The organism is Nitrobacter sp. CN101, assembly GCF_055390255.1.
In genome coordinates this window covers 1,015,182-1,032,028 of sequence record NZ_AP038833.1, presented here as the reverse complement: position 1 = coordinate 1,032,028, position 16,847 = coordinate 1,015,182, and the positions used below count along the sequence as shown (strand labels likewise).

The window sequence follows — 16,847 nt, the reverse complement described above, 5'->3', positions numbered from 1 at the left end:
GGTTCAGCTTTTTCCAATGGTTCCCCCTAAACGTATCCTTCAACGAATTGCGAATGACTTTGGGCTATAAGTGACTTCTAATGATGTCTCTAGTTTCGTGAGCTCTGGAATATCGTTTAGGAGAGTCACGCTGATATCGTAAATTCCCGGATCAAGTACAAACTCACCGATCTTCCGACCTACACTCTTTGCAGTAATATAATTTCGACCATCGGAACTGATATGGCTCTCGTGAAGAACGCGTCCTTTTGAATCGCAGACAGTAATATTAAATACCGTGAGCGTACCGGGAGGATGCGCCAAGTTATGCGGCGCACTAAGAGGACCTCCAATGAAGGCTCGCGCAGCAGATCGCTCGGCGTCACTATCGAAATGAGCGGAAAGATTGAGCAGATAATTTCTCTTCTCAAGTATTCGAAGTTGAAATGCGAACGGCTCGTTAGCTCGCAGCCTAACCGGCACTTCTATTCTTGGAACATCGTTATAGAGAAACTTCGCTATATAAACATATGGAGGAACGCCGAGAGACCAAACCAAGCCAAGCCACGCAATGCAAAGTCCAACTATTACGATGATCGCCGCGACAACGTGGTGGCGCATCAAGCTCAAGCTCATCTCTGCGTCTGCGCTGCGGTGCTCGCCGAATGCGTGCCGCGCCCGGTGTAGACGGTGGAAACGCTGACTAGCAGCACGAGGATCGCACCTCCGATAATCCACCCTGTTTTGACGCTACTCATTAGTGTTCCTCATCCTAGAGAGACTGCAATTTAGATTACCATGCTGCGCTCCATTGAGGAACAACACCACCGAGGAACCTGGGGCTGTCAGTCACTGGCCCCGGTCGTGAGCGAACCTGCGCACCCCGTCGAAAATCGGCGGGGTGGTGTAGGAACGGTTGGCGGTGGCGTCGGCAATGCCGACACCTTCGCGAAGTTTGCCCGAAGCAGCCGTTTGGCTTCCAGCGCCTCAGCGAGCCTCGACGATCTCGCCGTCTTCCTTGACGAAGCGGCCTATGTGCGGGTTCGGCAGAAGATCGAGGACGACTTCGGAAGGACGACAGAGCGCCACTCCTTTGTCCGTCACGACGATTGGCCGATTGATAAGGATAGGGTGCGTCAGCATTTGGTCGATCAGTTCGTCGTCGCTCCACGTAGAGCGGTCCAAGCCCAGATCGCGGTATGGCGTCCCCTTCTCCCGGAGCAGATTCCTCGGCGACATCGCCATGGCCGCGAGCAGTTCCATGAGCTTGGCTCGCGACGGCGGGTTCTTCACGTATTCTATGATCTCCGGCTCCTCGCCGCTCTGTCGGATCATCGCCAGTGTGTTGCGGGACGTGCCACAGTCGGGGTTGTGGTAGATCGTGATCGTCATCAGTTCACCTTCAACACATCGGCAGCAGGTTGATTGGCTCCGGCCTCATACCAGCCGCGAGAAGCCTTCACGATCTTGACGACCGAAAGCATCACCGGCGCCTCGACGAGGACGCCTACCACCGTCGCCAGAGCAGCCCCCGAGTTCAGGCCGAAGATGCTTATGGCTGCAGCAACCGCCAGCTCGAAGAAGTTGCTCGCACCGATGAGAGCAGCCGGGCCTGCGACACACCAAGCCACACCAAGCTGACGGCTCAGCACGTAGGCCAGACCGGCGTTCAGGTAGACCTGAATGAGGATGGGAACAGCAAGGATCGCAATCACGATGGGCTGCGCCAGAAGTTGCTCGCCTTGAAAGCCGAAGAGCAGCACCAGTGTCGCCAGCAGAGCCACCAGGGAGAGCGGCTGGAGGTGACCGAGGGTACGACCGAGCGCATCACCACCACGAGCTAGGAGCGACCGACGCCAGACTTGCGCAAGGACTACGGGCACCACGATGTAGAGCAGCACAGACAGTGCCAGCGTCGCCCATGGTACCGAGATGGACGCAACCCCGAGCAGCAGGCCGACTAGCGGAGCGAATAGGACCACCATCAGCAGATCATTCAATGCGACTTGACTCAGCGTATAGTGAGGTTCGCCGTCCACAAGGTTGGACCAGACGAACACCATCGCGGTGCATGGCGCGGCAGCAAGCAGGATCAGCCCTGCGATGTAGGACGAGACCTGCTCCGATGGCAGCATGGGCGCGAAGACATGGCCGATGAAGAACGTGCCCAGCAACGCCATAGAGAACGGCTTCACGGCCCAGTTCACGAAGAGCGTCACGCCAACCCCTCGCGCATGCTCGGCCACCCGCCCGAGTGCGCTGAAGTCGATTTTCAGTAGCATGGGGATGATCATCAACCAGATCAGCACTGCCACCGGCAGGTTAACCTTCGCCACCTCCCAACCCGAGATCGCAGCGAATGTGCCCGGCATCAGGTGGCCGAGGGCAACGCCAACGATGATACAAAGCCCAACCCAGACCGTCAGGAACCGCTCGAAGATGGACATCAGCAGAGCCTCTCCGGATCAGCAACAAGGTGTCGCTGCGGGTGCCGGAGCAGCGCAGCAGGCACTTTCCTTTCCGTGCGCAACGCGCGCGGCGCGCTCCCCTGTGCCGTCACCATAATCGGTGCTCTCACCAGTGGTCAGGAAGGCTTCCCATGAGATGCCCGCCGGGTCATCGACCCACGACTTCTCCGACTTGGCGTAGCAACACGCTGTCTCTCCCTGTGCAATGATCTCCCCGCCCGCGTTGCGGAGCCTCGCATACACTTCCTGCAGCTCGTTCTGGTCCTCGACCTGAATGCCGAGATGGTCCAGCCCCGCTTGCTTGCTGCGCGTTGAGATCGCGAAGTTGACGCGAGGATCGTCCAACATCCACTTCGCGTAGTCGGATTTCAGGACGGTAGGTTGAGCGGCGAATAGAGCAGAATAAAAGCCAACCGACTGTTGGAGGTCGCTGACGGCCACATGAACGTGAAGGCGCTTCATAGCTTTTCCTTTCAGGCTGACATTTTCGTGCGACGGCGAGATGGTTTGCATTGGGTAGCGGGGGCGCAAGATGCTCCTCCACAGCAGTTCTCCGTAAGGAAACCCAAGAGCGCGTTCATCTTGTCGAATTGCGCCGTATAGATCACAGAACGCCCGTCGCGCCGCGAGGTGACAAGGCCCGCCATGCGGAGTCGGTCAAAATGAAACGTGAGGGTGTTTGGCGGGAGATCGAGCGTGGTCGCCACAGCCCCTGCATTCAAACCCTCCGGCCCCGCCTGTACGAGTAAACGAAACACGTCGAGTCGATTATCTTGAGCGAGCGCTGCCAGAGCAGCCACAGCATCCGTCTTTTCCATAATTCAACGATTATCGAAATATAGGTCGCGTGTCAATGCGAAACCGGTGTTGGCAATAGCCAGCAAGCGCGAACTCGGCCGGCCCCCTCAGTCCGGCTATCAACATCATGGGCGCGCAATGATCCGCGCGTGATTGCCGGACTGAGCAAAGAGCTACCCAATCGATCAAGCTCGGATGTACCGGTGGGCTGTCGTGTCATGGCTGGCGCGCGCAGGAGTTCGACAAGAAGCGCGCCGAGTCGCTTGGTCAGCGTATGATCCCGGTGGTGCTCGGCCCCAACCAACACCATTACGTTGTCGATCACCATCATCTGGCACGGGCGCTGCACGACGAAGGTGTGAAGGACGTCCTTGTTACCGTCATCGCCGATCTCTCCATGGTTGATCGAGATGCCTTCTGGGTGGTGATGGACAACCGGCGCTGGGTTTATCCGTACAATTCCAAAGGCGAGCGCTGTCACTTCAAGGACATTCCCAAATCGGTGGCCGATCTCAAGGACGACCCGTTCCGCAGTCTCGCCGGCGAATTACGGCGCGTGGGTGGCTTCGCCAAGGATACGACGCCATTCAGCGAATTTCTCTGGGCCGATTTTTTGCGTCGTAGGATGTCAAGAAAAACGGTCGAGGCCGATTTCGAGAGCGCGATCGAGCAAGGGTTGGGCCTGGCCAAGAGCAAGGACGCGATCTACCTGCCGGGCTGGTGCGGGCCAGCCGGATAAACTGACTGCTCGACGATCGAGCATTTGTCCGTGGTGGAAACGACATAGTAATGGGCAGCTGCGCAAAGGGTGCGTGGCTCCGCATGCGAACGCGCATTGGGCCAGCTTGTTCACGTTCGCCTCGGATTTCGCGAGATCAAAAGCGCACGCGGTTGTAATGCCGATCGGTCCTCCGTGCCGTGCGCCTCGCCGCTCACCGAGCGGGTCGCCTTAGGAATTGAATGCATAAAAAAGCCCCGCCGGAGCGAACCGGCAGGGCGAGCATGGCGCGATTGGATCAGTCGTCGTGTACGTCCGTGCAGACCTTCATCGTTTTCATTCCGGCTTCGGCTTCGGTCCGGGTGCCGAAGATGTCGTTGTCGACGATGGTCGTCGTAACGGTGGGCTTCTGGTCCACGATGGTGCAATGCTTGGTCACCGGATCGCGCACCACGTAATATTCCTCGTGAACCGTCGCCGTCTGCGCCAGCGCCGACGTGGCTGCGAATGCAATGACCGCGCTCAGAATAACTTTCTTCATTGATGCGTTTCTCCGTTGTTCAACGGAGAGCCAAAACACGCTTGGCTTTGAGTTTGTTCCTCATTCGAAACTGTGAACTCCAACCCTCTGACCTGCAACCATCTTCTTTTGCGGAACTGCATTGAATGCTTCGCGGAGTTTAAGCCTCATCTGTTGGATAGCGGCCATTTCAAGCTCGAGATTGTGCTGTTGACTGGCGAGATGCGTAAGGGAACAAGCAAGCGATGCCTGTCTAGCTTGATCGATCGAGAAGCTGTTCATTTGGATTGCTCAGGACACGAATGCGGGACGCATATAACTTCAGTACTCGGAAGTTGTTCCTGGCAAGAATCGGTCGCGCGAGATTGCGCCGTGCACGGCCCGGCAAAAGTAGATCTGTGCTCTAAATATAAATGGACCGCCGTATTGCGCTGCCAACTGCAGCCCCTTGGCGGCCCGCTGCCAGGGCTCGGTGTTGCGGGCCTTCTTTGGCCGCCTGATCGCATATTCGGCCGCTTCGCCAAGCGTGCGAATGGTGCTGCCGTCTGGCACCGGGACAGAATTGTCGAAGCGGCGGGACCAGTTCACCCCCGTCATACCATCCTGCTTATCACCGGTTGTGACGATCCGGAGGGATTCGTCTGGGTAAAGGTCATTGTATCGATTTGGCTTCATTCCACGGGGCCCGTATCCACACGTCGTGCTCCTTAGCAGTGGTTACAATCACTGGTATAGCCTTCGGATGCACCTTGCCGACCTCGGGGTTCGCTGACAGCGCACCTTCCTTGGCTTTGCGGACGCAGATTATCCAGTTCGTCCAAATGCCGGCGAAGGCAAGAGCATGTGTCGGCTCTCGTCTGGCACCTTGTTGCCGTTAGGCGAGGTGCCACTGGCGTCCAGTTGCCTCGCCTTCAACCCCGCTCGCCCACTCGCCTCAAAACAAAGCGCGAGCCCGCCGACGAGGGGGCGCCGACGGGCTCTGGGTCCTGAAACGGGTAACATTGGGGGCTGTTCCCGTCGCCACACCAATGCTTAGAGCCCGCGTTCGTTCCTTGGATTGGCAGTCACAAAAGTTTGCAGCCTGGAAATCAAGCCCCGCCGATTGGACAGGCTATCCGACAGCGCCCAAATGTCAGGCGGATTTGCGTCGACGCCTTACCAACCAATAGACTCCGTAACCGACGGCTAGAACTGGAAGGCCGGCAGCGCCGACGAGCGGTCCAGGCGCTCCATGCACCCCATTTTTTTTAAGTTGGCCTGGTGCGTTTTCGCAATTGCCCCCGCCGTTGCAGGCCAGAGCAGGTGAAGCAATGACGGCGACGAAGGCTGCTGCCGATAAAGTTTGAAGTGCGGCTTTCATTCGATTGCTCCAAATTTCCAGGTTCGCTCAAACGCACGAATTGAATTTTAGCGGTATTTAATGTTCGACGCTAATTAAATCGAAACTATCCTCGGCGCGCGCCAAATTTCCATTTCGGTTCAATGTGTTCCCAACCATGTCCGGCTGATTTTACCACGGGGGCCGCGCCGACAGATCGCGAATCTTTCTCTAGGTTTGCGATTTTTCTTCCCAGTCGGCAGCAAGGGGAGCGACGATTTCACAGACGACGCCGGATGTTTCATAAGTGATCCGAACATCGCCGCTGAGTTCTAGCGCGAGCACACGTTCAATCAATCGCGAACCGAATCCCTTTCGAGTGGGTTCTGAGACAGCCGGGCCATCCTGCTCCTGCCAACGAAAGGTAAACCATGGGACGTCGCGCTGCTCGATCCCCCACCCTATCGTGACTCTGCCAGTCGGGACGGACAGTGCACCATATTTGGCGGCGTTCGTCGCTAACTCGTGCAGTGCCAACGTCTATGCCAGTGCGGATTTTGGAGAGAGCCGCAGATCGGACCCTTCGATCTGGAATCGCCGGCGTCCATGCACAGTGACGATCTGCGCAACGATATCCCGCAGTTCTGCGCTGTCCCATTCCTCGCGAGTGATCAGATCATGACCTTTCGACAAGGCCAGCAAACGTGCCTCGAATTTGCGAAAGTCCTCGCTTTCACTCTCATGACCGCCGAAGCTTTGCCGTGCGATCGCGAGCACGGTCGACAGATTGTTCTTGAGTCGATGCTTCATCTCACGAAGCAAAGTAAAATTTAGACGTTCGGCCACCTTGCGATCGGTGATATCGCGAGCAATCTTGGAAGCACCGATGATATGATTGTCACTGCTTCGGATCGGTGAAATCGTCAGCGATAGATCGACTAGACTGTCGTCCTTTCGCCGACGGACCGTCTCAAAATGTTCGACACGTTCGCCCCTGCGAAGCCGCGCCAGGATGTCGGGTTCCTCTTTCTGCCGATCATCCGGAATTAGGATGGTGACGGGTTTGCCTACGACTTCTTCGGCTGAATAGCCGAACAATCGCTCTGCGCCGGTATTCCAGCTCGTGATGATGCCATCGAGATTTTTGCTGATGATCGCGTCGCAAGAAGACTCGACGATTGCGGCAAGATGCCCGCTCGCTAACTCGGCTCGCTTTCGGTCGCTGATGTCCACTGCAACACCGGGCATCCGCAAAGGCTTGCCAGTTTCGTCATAGAGACATTGGCCATGCACCTCAAGCCAGTGAACCGTCCCATCCGTTTTCTGGACGCGGTATTCCAAAACGCATTTCTCCCCGCTCACAATCGCTTGCTGTATGGCATCGCTGACTCGTCCGACGTCATCCGGATGGATTCCCGCAAGGTAATCGGCGAGCGGAGCACCAGCGGCACCCTTCTCGGGCGGTACCGAGAACATCGTCGCAAAGCGGGCATCCGAATAGACGGTATCCGTTCGGAAGTCGGTATCAAAGGTCCCGATCATGCCGGCCGCCTGCAGCGCGCAGGAGAGCCGTTCTTCCGCTTTCACCAACACCCGGTCGGTGACGACGCGCTGCGTCGTCTCCTCGACGATACACAGAACGCCGTCGATGCGGCCTGCCTCGTCGGAGATTGGAGAATATGAAATGTTGAAGTAGACGGTTTCGAGATAACCGTGTCGTTCGATCTCGAACGGTCGATCCTTGGCGGACACCGCTTCGCCTGTAAGAAGAACGCGGGTTAGCAGCGGTTCAAGGTCGCTCCACAACTCCGTCCAGCTCTCTCGTGCTGGTCGAGCAAACGCCGTTGGGTGTTTGTTGCCAATGGTCGGAGCATAGGCGTCGTTATACAACGCTAAGAACTCCGGGCCCCAAAACAGCACGATCTGCGCCTTGGTAGGTAACATTAACCCAACGGTGTTCCTCAGATGCGCGGGCCATCCGGAAATCGGCCCCAAGCCGGTTTTGGAAAAGTCGAACGCACGAATAAGCGAACCGATCTCGCCGCCGCGAAAAGGGAATGCTTCATTCTGATTCCCGCCCGCTTCCGGGCTCACATTGAGCATAGAGTGTGCCTCGAAAATAGCGGTGATATTCATCCGCCATTGAAATGATACGCTGAAGCAAGGTTCGAGGAAAAGCTCTTTCAATGTGGGACGAGGTGCGAAATCCACCTTAATTGTCCGGTTTGCTTGCGAAGTTCAGAATATCTGCCTGCTAGAGCGCGCTCAAATCACTCGGCACATCGTCAAATTCATTTATCAAAACCGCATCAGCAAACTCACCGTTGCCCGGATCGCTTGTTCGGCTGAACGCCACAGCGCCGATCAGACCGCGCCATTCGCTCAGCGCTTCGTATCGCCGCATTCGCGCTTGTGCATTCGACAGCTTCGCGAGGCTCGGGGCCATCGGAGGCAGTACCAAATGGGAGCGCTACGTAGTACGTTGCATCGGCAATGGCCTAATCCAGGCACAATTCTATTCTTGCCTTTTCGTATGCTTCTAATGGGTTCGGTCGGTTTGAACGTGTTTTGTTACTGTCGAGGGCGACATTCTCGTCCCGCGTTATCCACGCAACGTCAGCTTTTCCGATTATCGCGGCAACCGCTTCCAACGTAGGAGACTCCAGCGCCATAAGTTCATCGACCAATGATGAGACAGGAACGACGTGTTCGAAGTAGAAAATACTATTGTCGCCGCCCATCTTCTTGCTCTTTCGGTCCGAGTATCGAAACCGCGCAAGGTCTCCAATTCCCAGGCGGTCAGCTTCAGCCTGAGCGGCAACCGACTTTCGAAGGACGACAAAATTTTCTAATTCTCTGCACATGCAGACGAGAACCTTCTTACGGTAGCGTTCCATATCGTCCGAGTTTACCGGAAGATTCAGAATCGAAATCACGGCGGACGAAATTGAAGATATGGCAGCCTTGTCTCGGAATCTCATTTGTGCGCGCCCTGCCCCGTCAACAGAATTTAGGTCGGAAAAGTATTATCATAATTGTTGTCAGCACGATCAATCAATACATTCGCGCGCATTGGGGATTCATCGACGCGGTTTGTAGAATGAATAGCATCCCATTTGACGGGACAGGCGAGAGCATCGAACGCGACGGCTCATGGCGCGTCTACGAGTTCGCTGTTCAGCTAGACGCCATTCAGTTTTGGTACCGCTTCGACGGGCGATGGCTTCGCGGCGAAGAGTTTATTTATCCAGATCGGCCGAAGGGGTTACCGCAGTTACGGGAGTCGGTTGATAGGGATCGGTTTGGACGGCGACCGGCGAAATGACCCACGCTACTGTCAAAGCGGAGTATCGAGAGAAGCTAAGGGTCAAACACTTGGCCATGGAGCCATCGCTTCAAGGAAAGGTGATGTCCTTTTGTCTCGACGATCATGCCGTCAAAATTCGCCTGCCGGTGTTACCAGAGGCCGAACCGAAGTGCTTTGAAGATACGGAAGCGGAAGCGGATACTTGGGACAAACACGGCAACATCCATGCCGTCTATATCTACGCCCTACTTGTCGTTATTGCAGAGCTTTCATTCACCATTCCCATGGTCGCCGCCAAACACAAACATGTCAACACTGGTCTGTTCAGCAGTGCAGAAGCGAAGGAACTCGACCATCGATCTGATGCACTTTACTTTATGGCGAGGCGAGCGGTCGATGTTTGGATTCGGATAGCGAGATGGAAAACCGGAATGGGATTGCTTGATGTCGATTACCGGCCAGACGGCTCGTCGTACAATGGAGGGAGGTTGTACAACTTGCAGCACGGCGGAGCTTTTTATTCTCCAAGGATCGGCCGAACAGCTGTTGTGCCACCGCGAACCGTCCTAACTCCAGAGACCTGGCAGGCGATTAGTGACGCCTTAATTTTCGGAGACACGCCCCCGGTTTGGAATGAATATTTTGCCAGCGCTCAACGCCGTCTCGAAGTAGCTGATTTCAGGGAATGCATAATCGACTTAGCCATCACTGCCGAAGCGGTAGTTAGACGGTTTCCGCTCCTACAGAATAAAAAGAGGCAGCCGCGATTTTCCAAAATTCTCGAAAATTGGGATCGTTCCGGATTTCCAACAGCAGGGCAGTGCCTCAAGGACATAAAGCAACTGGTTGCCATACGAAACGATATTATGCATCGCGGCGATGACGCACAGGTTGATCGTCACCTATGTGACAGATCGATGGGCGCAGTGAAATGCTTTATCAGCTTGCTTACGTGACCCGAGTCTTCGTTGACTTGGCCCAAGGAACAGGCGAAGTGACCTCAGGACTTAAGCGTCGTCTCTTGATCGCAGCGCTTGCCACGCTTGTTGTATCGCCTGCACTCGCAGAGACAATCACAGGCCACGCATCCGTTATCGACGGCGACACGCTCGAAATTCACGGGCAGCGAATCCGCCTGTCAGGTATCGACGCACCTGAGTCCGATCAGTTTTGTCGCGGTGACGACAGCTTGCAATATCGCTGCGGGGCCAAGGCGGCGAATGAACTTGACGAGCATATCGCGGGCAGGCCCGTAAGCTGCGAGAGCGTCGGCATGGATCAGTATGGACGCACGGTCGCGATATGCTCGATTGATGGCGAAGACGTTGCGGGCTGGCTTGTACGTAATGGGCTCGCGTTCGATTGGCCCAGGTACTCAAACGGAAAGTATGCAGGCGCTCAGAAGGAGGCGGAGCGCAGGGGCCGTGGTGTTTGGGCCGGATCGTATGTTGTGCCGTGGGCGTACCGTGCGTGCATCAGGAACGGCGGACGGCCTAGCGGGTGTTCGGATGATGCGAATGCTCGATAAGCGTAGATTCTGCCTATCAGGAAAGAGGATCATTTTTCGAACTGATCGCGCAAGCGTTTCACGATCTCATCGTATGATTTTCTCAATCTTCCGCTGCCATAGGTGTCCATGATGTGGCCAGCGACCTTGCTTCACCGCAAGCACCCTGACCGGGAAGCGGCTGGGAGCGTTTCCTTTCGTGCCGGCCACTACGAAGCACCACTGTCCGGCATTCATCTGCCCCCCGCTTTTGCTGGGGGCAAGGCTCACTGGCCCCGGTCGTGAGCGAACCTGCGCACCCCGTCGAAAATCGGCGGGGTGCGTGAGCATGGTTGGCGCTGGCATTGCTGGACGCCATCGCGAAGTTTGACGCCACAGTGCGCCGCGCGCGATCCCTCGCTACCTCACCACCTTGAGATCGCGAAAGCCCGCCTGTATTCGCTTGGCGGCGTCGACTGCATCCGCCTCGTCGATAATGGTCAATATTTGATCTTGAACCGGTTGCGAATTTCGAGGCTTTCCGAAATTGAGATCGTCCGCAAGCGCTTTCTCAATGTCCAAAATGAGCTTGATATCCAAAATTGCTTTGGCGAGCACATCGGCATTGGAGCAAGGCGGTCCTTTAACAGCAACTCGGCTACCTTCGGCCCCGACATACTGCTTTCCCGTCTTTTGGATCGAATATTGCTGCATCGTGTCGGCCTCGTTTTCTTTTTGTTGTAGGCAAAATAAGGCGCGACATCAGGCAGTGATTTGACGCTATACATTTAGAGATCATTGATGGTTTTCGCCGCCTTAACCGGAACAATCAAAAGCAATTTAGTTATTAAGCCGCCGATCGGATCGCGGGGACACCCGCTTTCAGTTCGAGTGTGGCAATCGTTGCCCTGAGATTGTCGCGTCTCGTCCGCAGTGAACGCGCCAGCGGCGGGTACTTGATGTCGTTGGGATCGGAAACGAGCGTTCTCTTCTCTTCCGCCAGAATGTCGCAATCGAGTTGTCGGGCCGTCCCGTCGAGGTCGCTAATCAACGAGGCTACCTTGGCATCGTCGGAAATGCCGTCCGTCTTAGAACCGAAGCTTTGTGCCATTTGAGTACTCCTGACTGCACCGCTTTGATGCAACTCGAAGGCCCAACCCGGGCCTTGAGCACGACTTGGCAAGAAGGCTGCCAACTCAATGATCGACGGCTGCCATCAGGTCATGTGCGGTTTCTTTCCGTGCGGCGGAACAGAAGCTTGCACGCGCTGGGTTACGCCGAGTCGGCTGCTATTAGGGCGATGTCGGATTCTGCCACCGAGGCAGGTGATAATCTTTTATTAAGCATACGCGGCCACGATTATCACAGGCCGCGACGGCACCGGATTCTTGAGCCGGCAATCGCATCGAAAGGTCGGCGGCGTCACGCCCGCCGGCCTTTTTCGATTCCGATCGGACATGCGCGCGAAGGGAGTCGGATATGCAGACGTTCGAAACGACCCAACCCTCTGAAGCAAGACGTTGTCGGGCTGCCCAGTTCAGGGGAATACCAACGCGAATGAGCCTGTCGGGTGTGTCCGTGACTGGCCTGGTCCACTCCATCCGAGAAGATGCGCTGAGCGAGCCCAAGAAGTGGATCATCAAGATCGTACTGCCAAAGGATTGCCGCCACAGGGCAAGCTGAGCCTTAGCTAAGAGGACGCTTCCGCCGGCTCCCCACCGGCGGGTTTTCCTTGCATCGGATCACCGCTTGGTCTGTGATCTGCCTTCCTGAATGATTGGGGAGATTTATACGTGGCTACAGGTACTGTGAAGTGGTTCAATGCGACAAAGGGCTTCGGCTTTATTCAGCCCGACGATGGCGGGCAGGATATCTTCGTTCATATCAGCGCGGTCGAACGCGCTGGCTTGAGCTCTCTCAACGAGGGTCAGAAGGTTTCGTTCGAAGCCAAGACGGACAGCATGCGAGGCAAGACTAGCGCGGAGAACCTACGTGTCGGTTGATGATTTGATTTAGGTGAGCTGAGCCGGATGTACGCTTGCTCGCGATGTGGATGGCCCGGGCAATGCTGCTTCGGGTCATTTGCTTTTCCGCCCGGCGCGCCAACTTGCAAACTCAACCCCGCTCCGGCGGGATAGATTGGATAGGGTCAGTACCCGATCGTGAACCGGTCGTCGTTCTTATGGCTCTATTAAGTTGAGTCCTTCGACGAGCGCCGTCTCGATGTGCAATATGAGCTTGATATCCGCGAGCAAATTGGGATTGCCGCGAGGAGGCAACTCAGCAGCCACCCCCGCTGAATGCGCATCTCGTAGCCCGCTAAGACTTTCTGTTTTGGGAGTCGAACAATGTTGCATCGTGCCAATTCCATTTCGTCGCGTTTGTGGCAGGCAAGGAAGCGCCAACAGCCGAAGATTTGAGTCCGGCCAAATAGAAAGCATTAATGGTTTACGGATTCTTAATCGGTTCAATAAAGGCCGGCGCAATGGCGGCGCGCAGCCAACGCTAGGCATTGGTGATTGTTTAGGCAGGCCGGTGGCGTACTCCGCTGCCGGTCCGGCATCATGATCGGACCTTGAAAGAGAAGCGATCCGTCTGGCATGGGTCGCTCCAGCGCCTTCGCTTCGTTCCATGTCGAGGACAGCCTCTGACGCTGTTAGCAAAGATTCTCGCTTAAATGTTATCGAGGAACCGGTTGAGCAGTCGTATAAGATACAAACTGTAGTTGTTACGTTGAGATTCGAACTTTGTGGGAGGTTCAGATGTTCTCTGCAGCGTTTCTTGGCACTAAACCTTTTTGGGGAATTATTTTGGCCCTGATTGTTTCAGCCGGCACTGGTTTTGTTTATTACAATGGTGGTTTGCCAACCGATCTGTTCGGCTCTTCATCGGGGTGGAAGCCTGGCGGCGTTCATGGAGCTCCAGGCCCCTTAATAGGGGCGGCGGCTGGGCTTCCTCTTCTTGTTGCCTACGGCGTTTATCGAATGGTCCGTCGCCGCAAAGGCAGCTAGCTAGGAAGGATAATAGCTCCGCCCCGGCGGGGTCTTCTATTTCTGGCGGGCGGCTGCAGCGTCTCGGCGACGTCGAAAGCGACGTCTCGGGCGCAGTCCCTTAGCGACGCTGATCAAACCGGCCGTCGTAACGACCGTTCCAAAAAAGAAAAACGAGAGAATGGCCACAAGCGTTTGCATCGGACATAGCCATCGTTCGAGATGATCTGCACTGTCGTTAGGCTGCCAATGAAAAGGCTCGCCGGAGGTGCAGCTCACAGCGGGCCAGTCTCGGGTTCCGGAACAGGTGAGGAAATCGAGCCCGTTCCGGGCGATTCAATGCTCGCCGTCAACGAGTGTTCCTACCCTTCGCATTCAGGCCCGCGCGCGGTGAAGCCGGTCGAGTAGCAGGCCTGACATTGCTGCCCATTATCTTCCGTTGGGTTGAGCCGGTGTTCGCGAAGGCGGCGGGTTACCACCCGGTGGAGAATCCGATCGCAGGCCCTTCCATCAAGCGTCCATCTTTCGTCTCCTTCAACGGGTCGAAAAATTTCGACGTGAACCGTCATGCCGTCGCAAGCTACCGGGCCGCCCAGCGGCAAAACTTCAATTTCGGGGCCCTTACTCACCATGCGGCGTGTCATTGAGGCTACCAGAACCGCTTGAGTCACCCGCACGCCGCGCTAGCATCTTCCCATGATGAAGAGCGCCGCCAACTCCCCTACCCTAAACACCGCTTTCCTGCTCATGGCGCAGTACGGCGGCAAAGCCATCATTCCGGTTGAGGAAGTGTGCCGCGATTATTTCTCGCATCTCGACCCGGCCAAGTTCATTCGCAAGGTTGGCGCTGGCGAGATCGAGATTCCCATGGTGCGAATGGAGAACAGCCAAAAGTGTGCCAAGGGAATCCACCTGCAAGACTTGGCCGACTATCTTGATGCGCGTCGCGAGGCGGCGCTGAGAGAATATCGGCAGCTAAACGGCTAGAGTCTCGCACGGCGATTTTTTGATGGGAGCGACCAAGCGCCGCACCACGAAAATCAGTACGACTCGCTATTTTCCGAAAACACCGAAAAAATGCAAGAAATGCCGATGAAATACGGCTAACTTCAATTATTGAAACATGCCCGTTTCCCATCCATCATCGGAGCGACACTAAATATGGATTCATATTTCTTCGCGGTTTTTTTCATTCTAACCAATATCTTACAGCGCGGATGAAGAGGCGCTGTGGACTGAACACACTCCGCACTGGGCGATGCGATCGACAAGTACATCGCCATGTCGCGGAAGGAAATCGGCAAAATGAAAACTCAGGTGCTGCGGTCGATCAAGACCTACCGCACTGCGAACATGGATTGCACCGACATCATCGCAACATCCGTACGGATGTTGCATCGCGGAGCCATCGTGACACTGACAGGTCGCCGCAGACATCGCCTTGAAGTATGTAGCGCCGCGCAGTTGCGCGGCCGTCACCACGAACCATCGCCGCCAAGATGACGGATCGTCGCATGGATTCTCCGGTGACCTTTCGAATATGATCGGAGAGCCGGGAGGCGTCCGGCTAGGGGCTGCCGGTCCATCCCCCCAGTGTTGGTACCGGGCCGGCAGTCCCGATCAAACAGGCTCTCTCTCTGAGCAATGATCCAACAGGCGCCAAACGCCATCTAAACGACGAAGGCGGCGAAACGAGCGCTCACCGCCACAACGCTCCCGGCACAGGTTTTCTATTTCTTCGTCGGCTTGCGCTGAACAGGAGGAAGCGCATAATTCGCGACTAGGAGCATTGTATGGAGCTGATCCCGAACGGCTTCGATATCATCGAGGCCGCTCGCTGCCTTTATCATTTTTTTGATAGAGACCAGTGCGTGGTGTTCGTTCATCAAGCCCTCATATTCGCTGAGCAACGACTGCCGATCCGTGGAGGATGCGGCTCCATCAGACCGGCAGCCCAGTGAAGGTCGTACCGCATTCGGTACTCTGACCATATCCGAAAGCGTCACCCGCTCCTTACTTTTTTCCAATCCGACTAACGTCATCATGAGCGGCGCCAATAATCCTGCCACGGATAAAGACGCCAGGAACGGTTCCGGTGGCCACGAGCATTGGTTTAGAAACGCCGGACGGCGTGCTTGAAACGCTAAAGAGATTCCAGATCCAGATGGAACGAGCGCTTAACCAAATCGTTGCACAACTCTGCTACTCAAAAAGGGTGCTCGGGTAATATTTCGTGAGTCATTCATCGACGTCATCGCTATTGTTCTGCCACGTTTGCCTTTTGAAGTAACAATTGAGTCGATCCAAAAGGAAGAATGCTATGCGGAACTCAGATATCGTTTGGAACTCAGAGATCGTTGAAGATCAAACGAAGCTATTTCTGAGCAAATTGCAGAGCTTCGAGAAGTTCTCGGACCACGAAGTTTCATTCGGTGTGATGTGCGCCGTTGAAGATTGGTTGACCACTTTGCAAGGTGTGGAACGTAGCCACGCGGTGGAATGCCTGCACGAACTTGCCGAACGCATCGATAGCCCGAGTCAGTCATCTGAGATCGGGTGAAGCGGACCGCGAACATGTTCGCGAGTTGGCAGCACGGACGAACCAGGGCACTAAAGAGTGAATGGGTTAACTGCCGTATCGGCCTCACCGTGTTCACGGGAATCGCCCTTCAACGAAGTTGGGACGCTGGCAAGCAGATTACGTTGTGAGGCGCTGCGGTATAGGTAGGATGATTCACGGCGCCTACCCTGATAGCACGTGAACGGCGCGAGCAGAGAGCAGTACGTCGCGCACCGTTTAAAGTGCCGATGATCCCTTGGCGGTTCACCATACTTTTAGCACGACCGCACTCGCGAACTCACCGCTGTCAGTACTGCTTCCACTACATCGAGATGCCCTTAGCCCACGCCATTGCTCGGCATCTCGTCTCGTAGCATTTGCGCCGGCGCAATCGACTGCTTCGCGCGCGCACTTTCGAATTTGTCCCGAGACTTATTTGTACACGGGAACTTCTCCCTTGATCGCCTCTTCCATGTGCGCGACCGCTTCGCGCCAATACGATACAACAGCGCTCCAATCCACGTCCCTGCGAAGTTCTGCAAAATCCTTCTCGTCATAAGTCACGTATTTATCGACGATTTCGCGAAGTCTGTTACGGCTAATGGACGTTCCGCCGCCGTTTGCGTAGGCATGCAGGTCATGAATTGCAGCGAGTATGTCATCAGTGAGCAATGCGGCTGCGAAAACCATTTCAAAGTCCATT

23 protein-coding genes and 2 pseudogenes are annotated in these 16,847 nt (G+C 55.7%); 8 read left to right on the top strand and 17 right to left on the bottom strand.

The window, feature by feature from the left end:
• Positions 1-39: 39 nt before the first annotated feature.
• From ACZ5IL_RS04965 to ACZ5IL_RS04940, 6 genes are all read right to left on the bottom strand, one after another.
• Positions 40-615, bottom strand: a complete 576-nt coding sequence (locus ACZ5IL_RS04965; protein ID WP_464595520.1) for a DUF5625 family protein — start codon at positions 613-615, stop codon at positions 40-42.
• Entirely contained in the window at positions 612-737 is a 126-nt protein-coding gene (locus tag ACZ5IL_RS04960; protein ID WP_464595518.1) for a hypothetical protein, read from the bottom strand. The genes ACZ5IL_RS04965 and ACZ5IL_RS04960 overlap by 4 nt, the downstream gene beginning before the upstream one ends.
• Positions 738-966: 229 nt before the next feature.
• Positions 967-1,371, bottom strand: a complete 405-nt coding sequence (gene arsC, locus ACZ5IL_RS04955; RefSeq protein ID WP_464595517.1) for an arsenate reductase (glutaredoxin) — start codon at positions 1,369-1,371, stop codon at positions 967-969.
• Positions 1,371-2,426 carry an ACR3 family arsenite efflux transporter gene (arsB, locus tag ACZ5IL_RS04950; RefSeq protein ID WP_464595515.1) on the bottom strand — a complete coding sequence of 352 codons (1,056 nt, stop codon included), beginning with the start codon at positions 2,424-2,426 and terminating at the stop codon, positions 1,371-1,373. The genes arsC and arsB overlap by 1 nt, the downstream gene beginning before the upstream one ends.
• Positions 2,427-2,444: 18 nt before the next feature.
• Positions 2,445-2,909, bottom strand: coding sequence for an ArsI/CadI family heavy metal resistance metalloenzyme (locus tag ACZ5IL_RS04945; RefSeq protein ID WP_464595513.1), 465 nt, complete (start codon positions 2,907-2,909; stop codon positions 2,445-2,447).
• A gap of 11 nt (positions 2,910-2,920) precedes the next feature.
• Positions 2,921-3,265: an ArsR/SmtB family transcription factor gene (locus ACZ5IL_RS04940; RefSeq protein ID WP_464595511.1), complete on the bottom strand. Its 345-nt coding sequence runs from the start codon at positions 3,263-3,265 to the stop codon at positions 2,921-2,923.
• A gap of 224 nt (positions 3,266-3,489) precedes the next feature.
• Between ACZ5IL_RS04940 and ACZ5IL_RS04935 the strand changes: the two are divergent.
• A pseudogene (locus ACZ5IL_RS04935) lies at positions 3,490-3,984 on the top strand (ParB-like protein); the annotation flags it as partial.
• A gap of 277 nt (positions 3,985-4,261) precedes the next feature.
• On the opposite strand, the gene ACZ5IL_RS04930 reads toward ACZ5IL_RS04935, so the two are convergent.
• From ACZ5IL_RS04930 to ACZ5IL_RS04900, 7 genes and pseudogenes are all read right to left on the bottom strand, one after another.
• On the bottom strand, positions 4,262-4,504 hold the full coding sequence (locus tag ACZ5IL_RS04930; RefSeq protein WP_464595510.1) for a hypothetical protein: 243 nt from the start codon (positions 4,502-4,504) through the stop codon (positions 4,262-4,264).
• 60 nt (positions 4,505-4,564) lie between these two features.
• On the bottom strand, positions 4,565-4,765 hold the full coding sequence (locus tag ACZ5IL_RS04925) for a hypothetical protein (RefSeq protein ID WP_464595509.1): 201 nt from the start codon (positions 4,763-4,765) through the stop codon (positions 4,565-4,567).
• A gap of 39 nt (positions 4,766-4,804) precedes the next feature.
• Entirely contained in the window at positions 4,805-5,158 is a 354-nt protein-coding gene (locus ACZ5IL_RS04920) for a hypothetical protein (RefSeq protein ID WP_464595507.1), read from the bottom strand.
• An 874-nt stretch (positions 5,159-6,032) separates the two neighbouring features.
• Positions 6,033-6,338, bottom strand: coding sequence for a hypothetical protein (locus tag ACZ5IL_RS04915; RefSeq protein WP_464595506.1), 306 nt, complete (start codon positions 6,336-6,338; stop codon positions 6,033-6,035).
• A 3-nt stretch (positions 6,339-6,341) separates the two neighbouring features.
• On the bottom strand, positions 6,342-7,904 hold the full coding sequence (locus tag ACZ5IL_RS04910) for a PAS domain S-box protein (RefSeq protein ID WP_464595505.1): 1,563 nt from the start codon (positions 7,902-7,904) through the stop codon (positions 6,342-6,344).
• A gap of 151 nt (positions 7,905-8,055) precedes the next feature.
• Positions 8,056-8,296: pseudogene (locus tag ACZ5IL_RS04905) on the bottom strand (hypothetical protein).
• Between the two features lie 3 nt (positions 8,297-8,299).
• Positions 8,300-8,782 (bottom strand): hypothetical protein, encoded by a 483-nt coding sequence (locus tag ACZ5IL_RS04900; RefSeq protein ID WP_464595504.1) that lies wholly within the window; start codon positions 8,780-8,782, stop codon positions 8,300-8,302.
• A 340-nt stretch (positions 8,783-9,122) separates the two neighbouring features.
• On the opposite strand from ACZ5IL_RS04900, the gene ACZ5IL_RS04895 reads away from it, so the two are divergent.
• Together ACZ5IL_RS04895 and ACZ5IL_RS04890 are read left to right on the top strand one after the other, a co-directional pair.
• Positions 9,123-10,064, top strand: coding sequence for a hypothetical protein (locus ACZ5IL_RS04895; RefSeq protein WP_464595503.1), 942 nt, complete (start codon positions 9,123-9,125; stop codon positions 10,062-10,064).
• Positions 10,040-10,636, top strand: coding sequence for a thermonuclease family protein (locus ACZ5IL_RS04890; RefSeq protein WP_464595502.1), 597 nt, complete (start codon positions 10,040-10,042; stop codon positions 10,634-10,636). The genes ACZ5IL_RS04895 and ACZ5IL_RS04890 overlap by 25 nt, the downstream gene beginning before the upstream one ends.
• 378 nt (positions 10,637-11,014) lie before the next feature.
• On the opposite strand, the gene ACZ5IL_RS04885 is transcribed toward ACZ5IL_RS04890, so the two are convergent.
• Positions 11,015-11,308: a hypothetical protein gene (locus tag ACZ5IL_RS04885; protein ID WP_464595501.1), complete on the bottom strand. Its 294-nt coding sequence runs from the start codon at positions 11,306-11,308 to the stop codon at positions 11,015-11,017.
• 133 nt (positions 11,309-11,441) lie between these two features.
• A complete protein-coding gene (locus ACZ5IL_RS04880; RefSeq protein ID WP_464595500.1) occupies positions 11,442-11,705 on the bottom strand; it encodes a hypothetical protein in 264 nt (87 codons plus the stop codon).
• Positions 11,706-12,387: 682 nt separating this feature from the next.
• Here ACZ5IL_RS04880 and ACZ5IL_RS04875 point away from each other — a divergent pair.
• The 4 genes from ACZ5IL_RS04875 to ACZ5IL_RS04860 all read left to right on the top strand — a co-directional run bounded on the left by ACZ5IL_RS04875 (position 12,388) and on the right by ACZ5IL_RS04860 (position 15,087).
• Positions 12,388-12,597 carry a cold-shock protein gene (locus ACZ5IL_RS04875; protein WP_464595498.1) on the top strand — a complete coding sequence of 70 codons (210 nt, stop codon included), beginning with the start codon at positions 12,388-12,390 and terminating at the stop codon, positions 12,595-12,597.
• Between the two features lie 759 nt (positions 12,598-13,356).
• The gene (locus ACZ5IL_RS04870) at positions 13,357-13,605 is read left to right on the top strand and encodes a hypothetical protein (protein WP_464595496.1); all 249 of its coding nucleotides are present in this window, start codon (positions 13,357-13,359) and stop codon (positions 13,603-13,605) included.
• 675 nt (positions 13,606-14,280) lie between these two features.
• Positions 14,281-14,571 (top strand): pyocin activator PrtN family protein, encoded by a 291-nt coding sequence (locus ACZ5IL_RS04865; RefSeq protein ID WP_464595495.1) that lies wholly within the window; start codon positions 14,281-14,283, stop codon positions 14,569-14,571.
• A 294-nt stretch (positions 14,572-14,865) separates the two neighbouring features.
• Entirely contained in the window at positions 14,866-15,087 is a 222-nt protein-coding gene (locus ACZ5IL_RS04860) for a hypothetical protein (protein ID WP_464595494.1), read from the top strand.
• 227 nt (positions 15,088-15,314) lie between these two features.
• Here ACZ5IL_RS04860 and ACZ5IL_RS04855 read toward each other — a convergent pair whose 3' ends face one another.
• Complete coding sequence (locus ACZ5IL_RS04855; protein ID WP_464595492.1) at positions 15,315-15,629, bottom strand: hypothetical protein; 315 nt, start codon at positions 15,627-15,629, stop codon at positions 15,315-15,317.
• A 275-nt stretch (positions 15,630-15,904) separates the two neighbouring features.
• Between ACZ5IL_RS04855 and ACZ5IL_RS04850 the strand changes: the two genes are divergently transcribed.
• On the top strand, positions 15,905-16,144 hold the full coding sequence (locus ACZ5IL_RS04850) for a hypothetical protein (protein ID WP_464595491.1): 240 nt from the start codon (positions 15,905-15,907) through the stop codon (positions 16,142-16,144).
• Positions 16,145-16,576: 432 nt separating this feature from the next.
• On the opposite strand, the gene ACZ5IL_RS04845 is transcribed toward ACZ5IL_RS04850, so the two are convergent.
• On the bottom strand, positions 16,577-16,846 hold the full coding sequence (locus ACZ5IL_RS04845; protein WP_079448081.1) for a hypothetical protein: 270 nt from the start codon (positions 16,844-16,846) through the stop codon (positions 16,577-16,579).
• Position 16,847: the final 1 nt, after the last annotated feature.

Excerpts from the sequence above, each read along its gene's own strand:
- ACZ5IL_RS04965 (WP_464595520.1), bottom strand. The coding sequence starts at position 615 with ATGAGCTTGAGCTTGATGCGCCACCACGTTGTCGCGGCGATCATCGTA.
- ACZ5IL_RS04960 (WP_464595518.1), bottom strand. The coding sequence starts at position 737 with ATGAGTAGCGTCAAAACAGGGTGGATTATCGGAGGTGCGATCCTCGTG.
- arsC (WP_464595517.1), bottom strand. The coding sequence starts at position 1,371 with ATGACGATCACGATCTACCACAACCCCGACTGTGGCACGTCCCGCAAC.
- arsB (WP_464595515.1), bottom strand. The coding sequence starts at position 2,426 with ATGTCCATCTTCGAGCGGTTCCTGACGGTCTGGGTTGGGCTTTGTATC.
- ACZ5IL_RS04945 (WP_464595513.1), bottom strand. The coding sequence starts at position 2,909 with ATGAAGCGCCTTCACGTTCATGTGGCCGTCAGCGACCTCCAACAGTCG.
- ACZ5IL_RS04940 (WP_464595511.1), bottom strand. The coding sequence starts at position 3,265 with ATGGAAAAGACGGATGCTGTGGCTGCTCTGGCAGCGCTCGCTCAAGAT.
- ACZ5IL_RS04930 (WP_464595510.1), bottom strand. The coding sequence starts at position 4,504 with ATGAAGAAAGTTATTCTGAGCGCGGTCATTGCATTCGCAGCCACGTCG.
- ACZ5IL_RS04925 (WP_464595509.1), bottom strand. The coding sequence starts at position 4,765 with ATGAACAGCTTCTCGATCGATCAAGCTAGACAGGCATCGCTTGCTTGT.
- ACZ5IL_RS04920 (WP_464595507.1), bottom strand. The coding sequence starts at position 5,158 with ATGAAGCCAAATCGATACAATGACCTTTACCCAGACGAATCCCTCCGG.
- ACZ5IL_RS04910 (WP_464595505.1), bottom strand. The coding sequence starts at position 7,904 with ATGCTCAATGTGAGCCCGGAAGCGGGCGGGAATCAGAATGAAGCATTC.
- ACZ5IL_RS04900 (WP_464595504.1), bottom strand. The coding sequence starts at position 8,782 with ATGAGATTCCGAGACAAGGCTGCCATATCTTCAATTTCGTCCGCCGTG.
- ACZ5IL_RS04895 (WP_464595503.1), top strand. The coding sequence starts at position 9,123 with ATGACCCACGCTACTGTCAAAGCGGAGTATCGAGAGAAGCTAAGGGTC.
- ACZ5IL_RS04890 (WP_464595502.1), top strand. The coding sequence starts at position 10,040 with ATGCTTTATCAGCTTGCTTACGTGACCCGAGTCTTCGTTGACTTGGCC.
- ACZ5IL_RS04885 (WP_464595501.1), bottom strand. The coding sequence starts at position 11,308 with ATGCAGCAATATTCGATCCAAAAGACGGGAAAGCAGTATGTCGGGGCC.
- ACZ5IL_RS04880 (WP_464595500.1), bottom strand. The coding sequence starts at position 11,705 with ATGGCACAAAGCTTCGGTTCTAAGACGGACGGCATTTCCGACGATGCC.
- ACZ5IL_RS04870 (WP_464595496.1), top strand. The coding sequence starts at position 13,357 with ATGTTCTCTGCAGCGTTTCTTGGCACTAAACCTTTTTGGGGAATTATT.
- ACZ5IL_RS04865 (WP_464595495.1), top strand. The coding sequence starts at position 14,281 with ATGATGAAGAGCGCCGCCAACTCCCCTACCCTAAACACCGCTTTCCTG.
- ACZ5IL_RS04860 (WP_464595494.1), top strand. The coding sequence starts at position 14,866 with ATGTCGCGGAAGGAAATCGGCAAAATGAAAACTCAGGTGCTGCGGTCG.
- ACZ5IL_RS04855 (WP_464595492.1), bottom strand. The coding sequence starts at position 15,629 with ATGATGACGTTAGTCGGATTGGAAAAAAGTAAGGAGCGGGTGACGCTT.
- ACZ5IL_RS04850 (WP_464595491.1), top strand. The coding sequence starts at position 15,905 with ATGCGGAACTCAGATATCGTTTGGAACTCAGAGATCGTTGAAGATCAA.
- ACZ5IL_RS04845 (WP_079448081.1), bottom strand. The coding sequence starts at position 16,846 with ATGGACTTTGAAATGGTTTTCGCAGCCGCATTGCTCACTGATGACATA.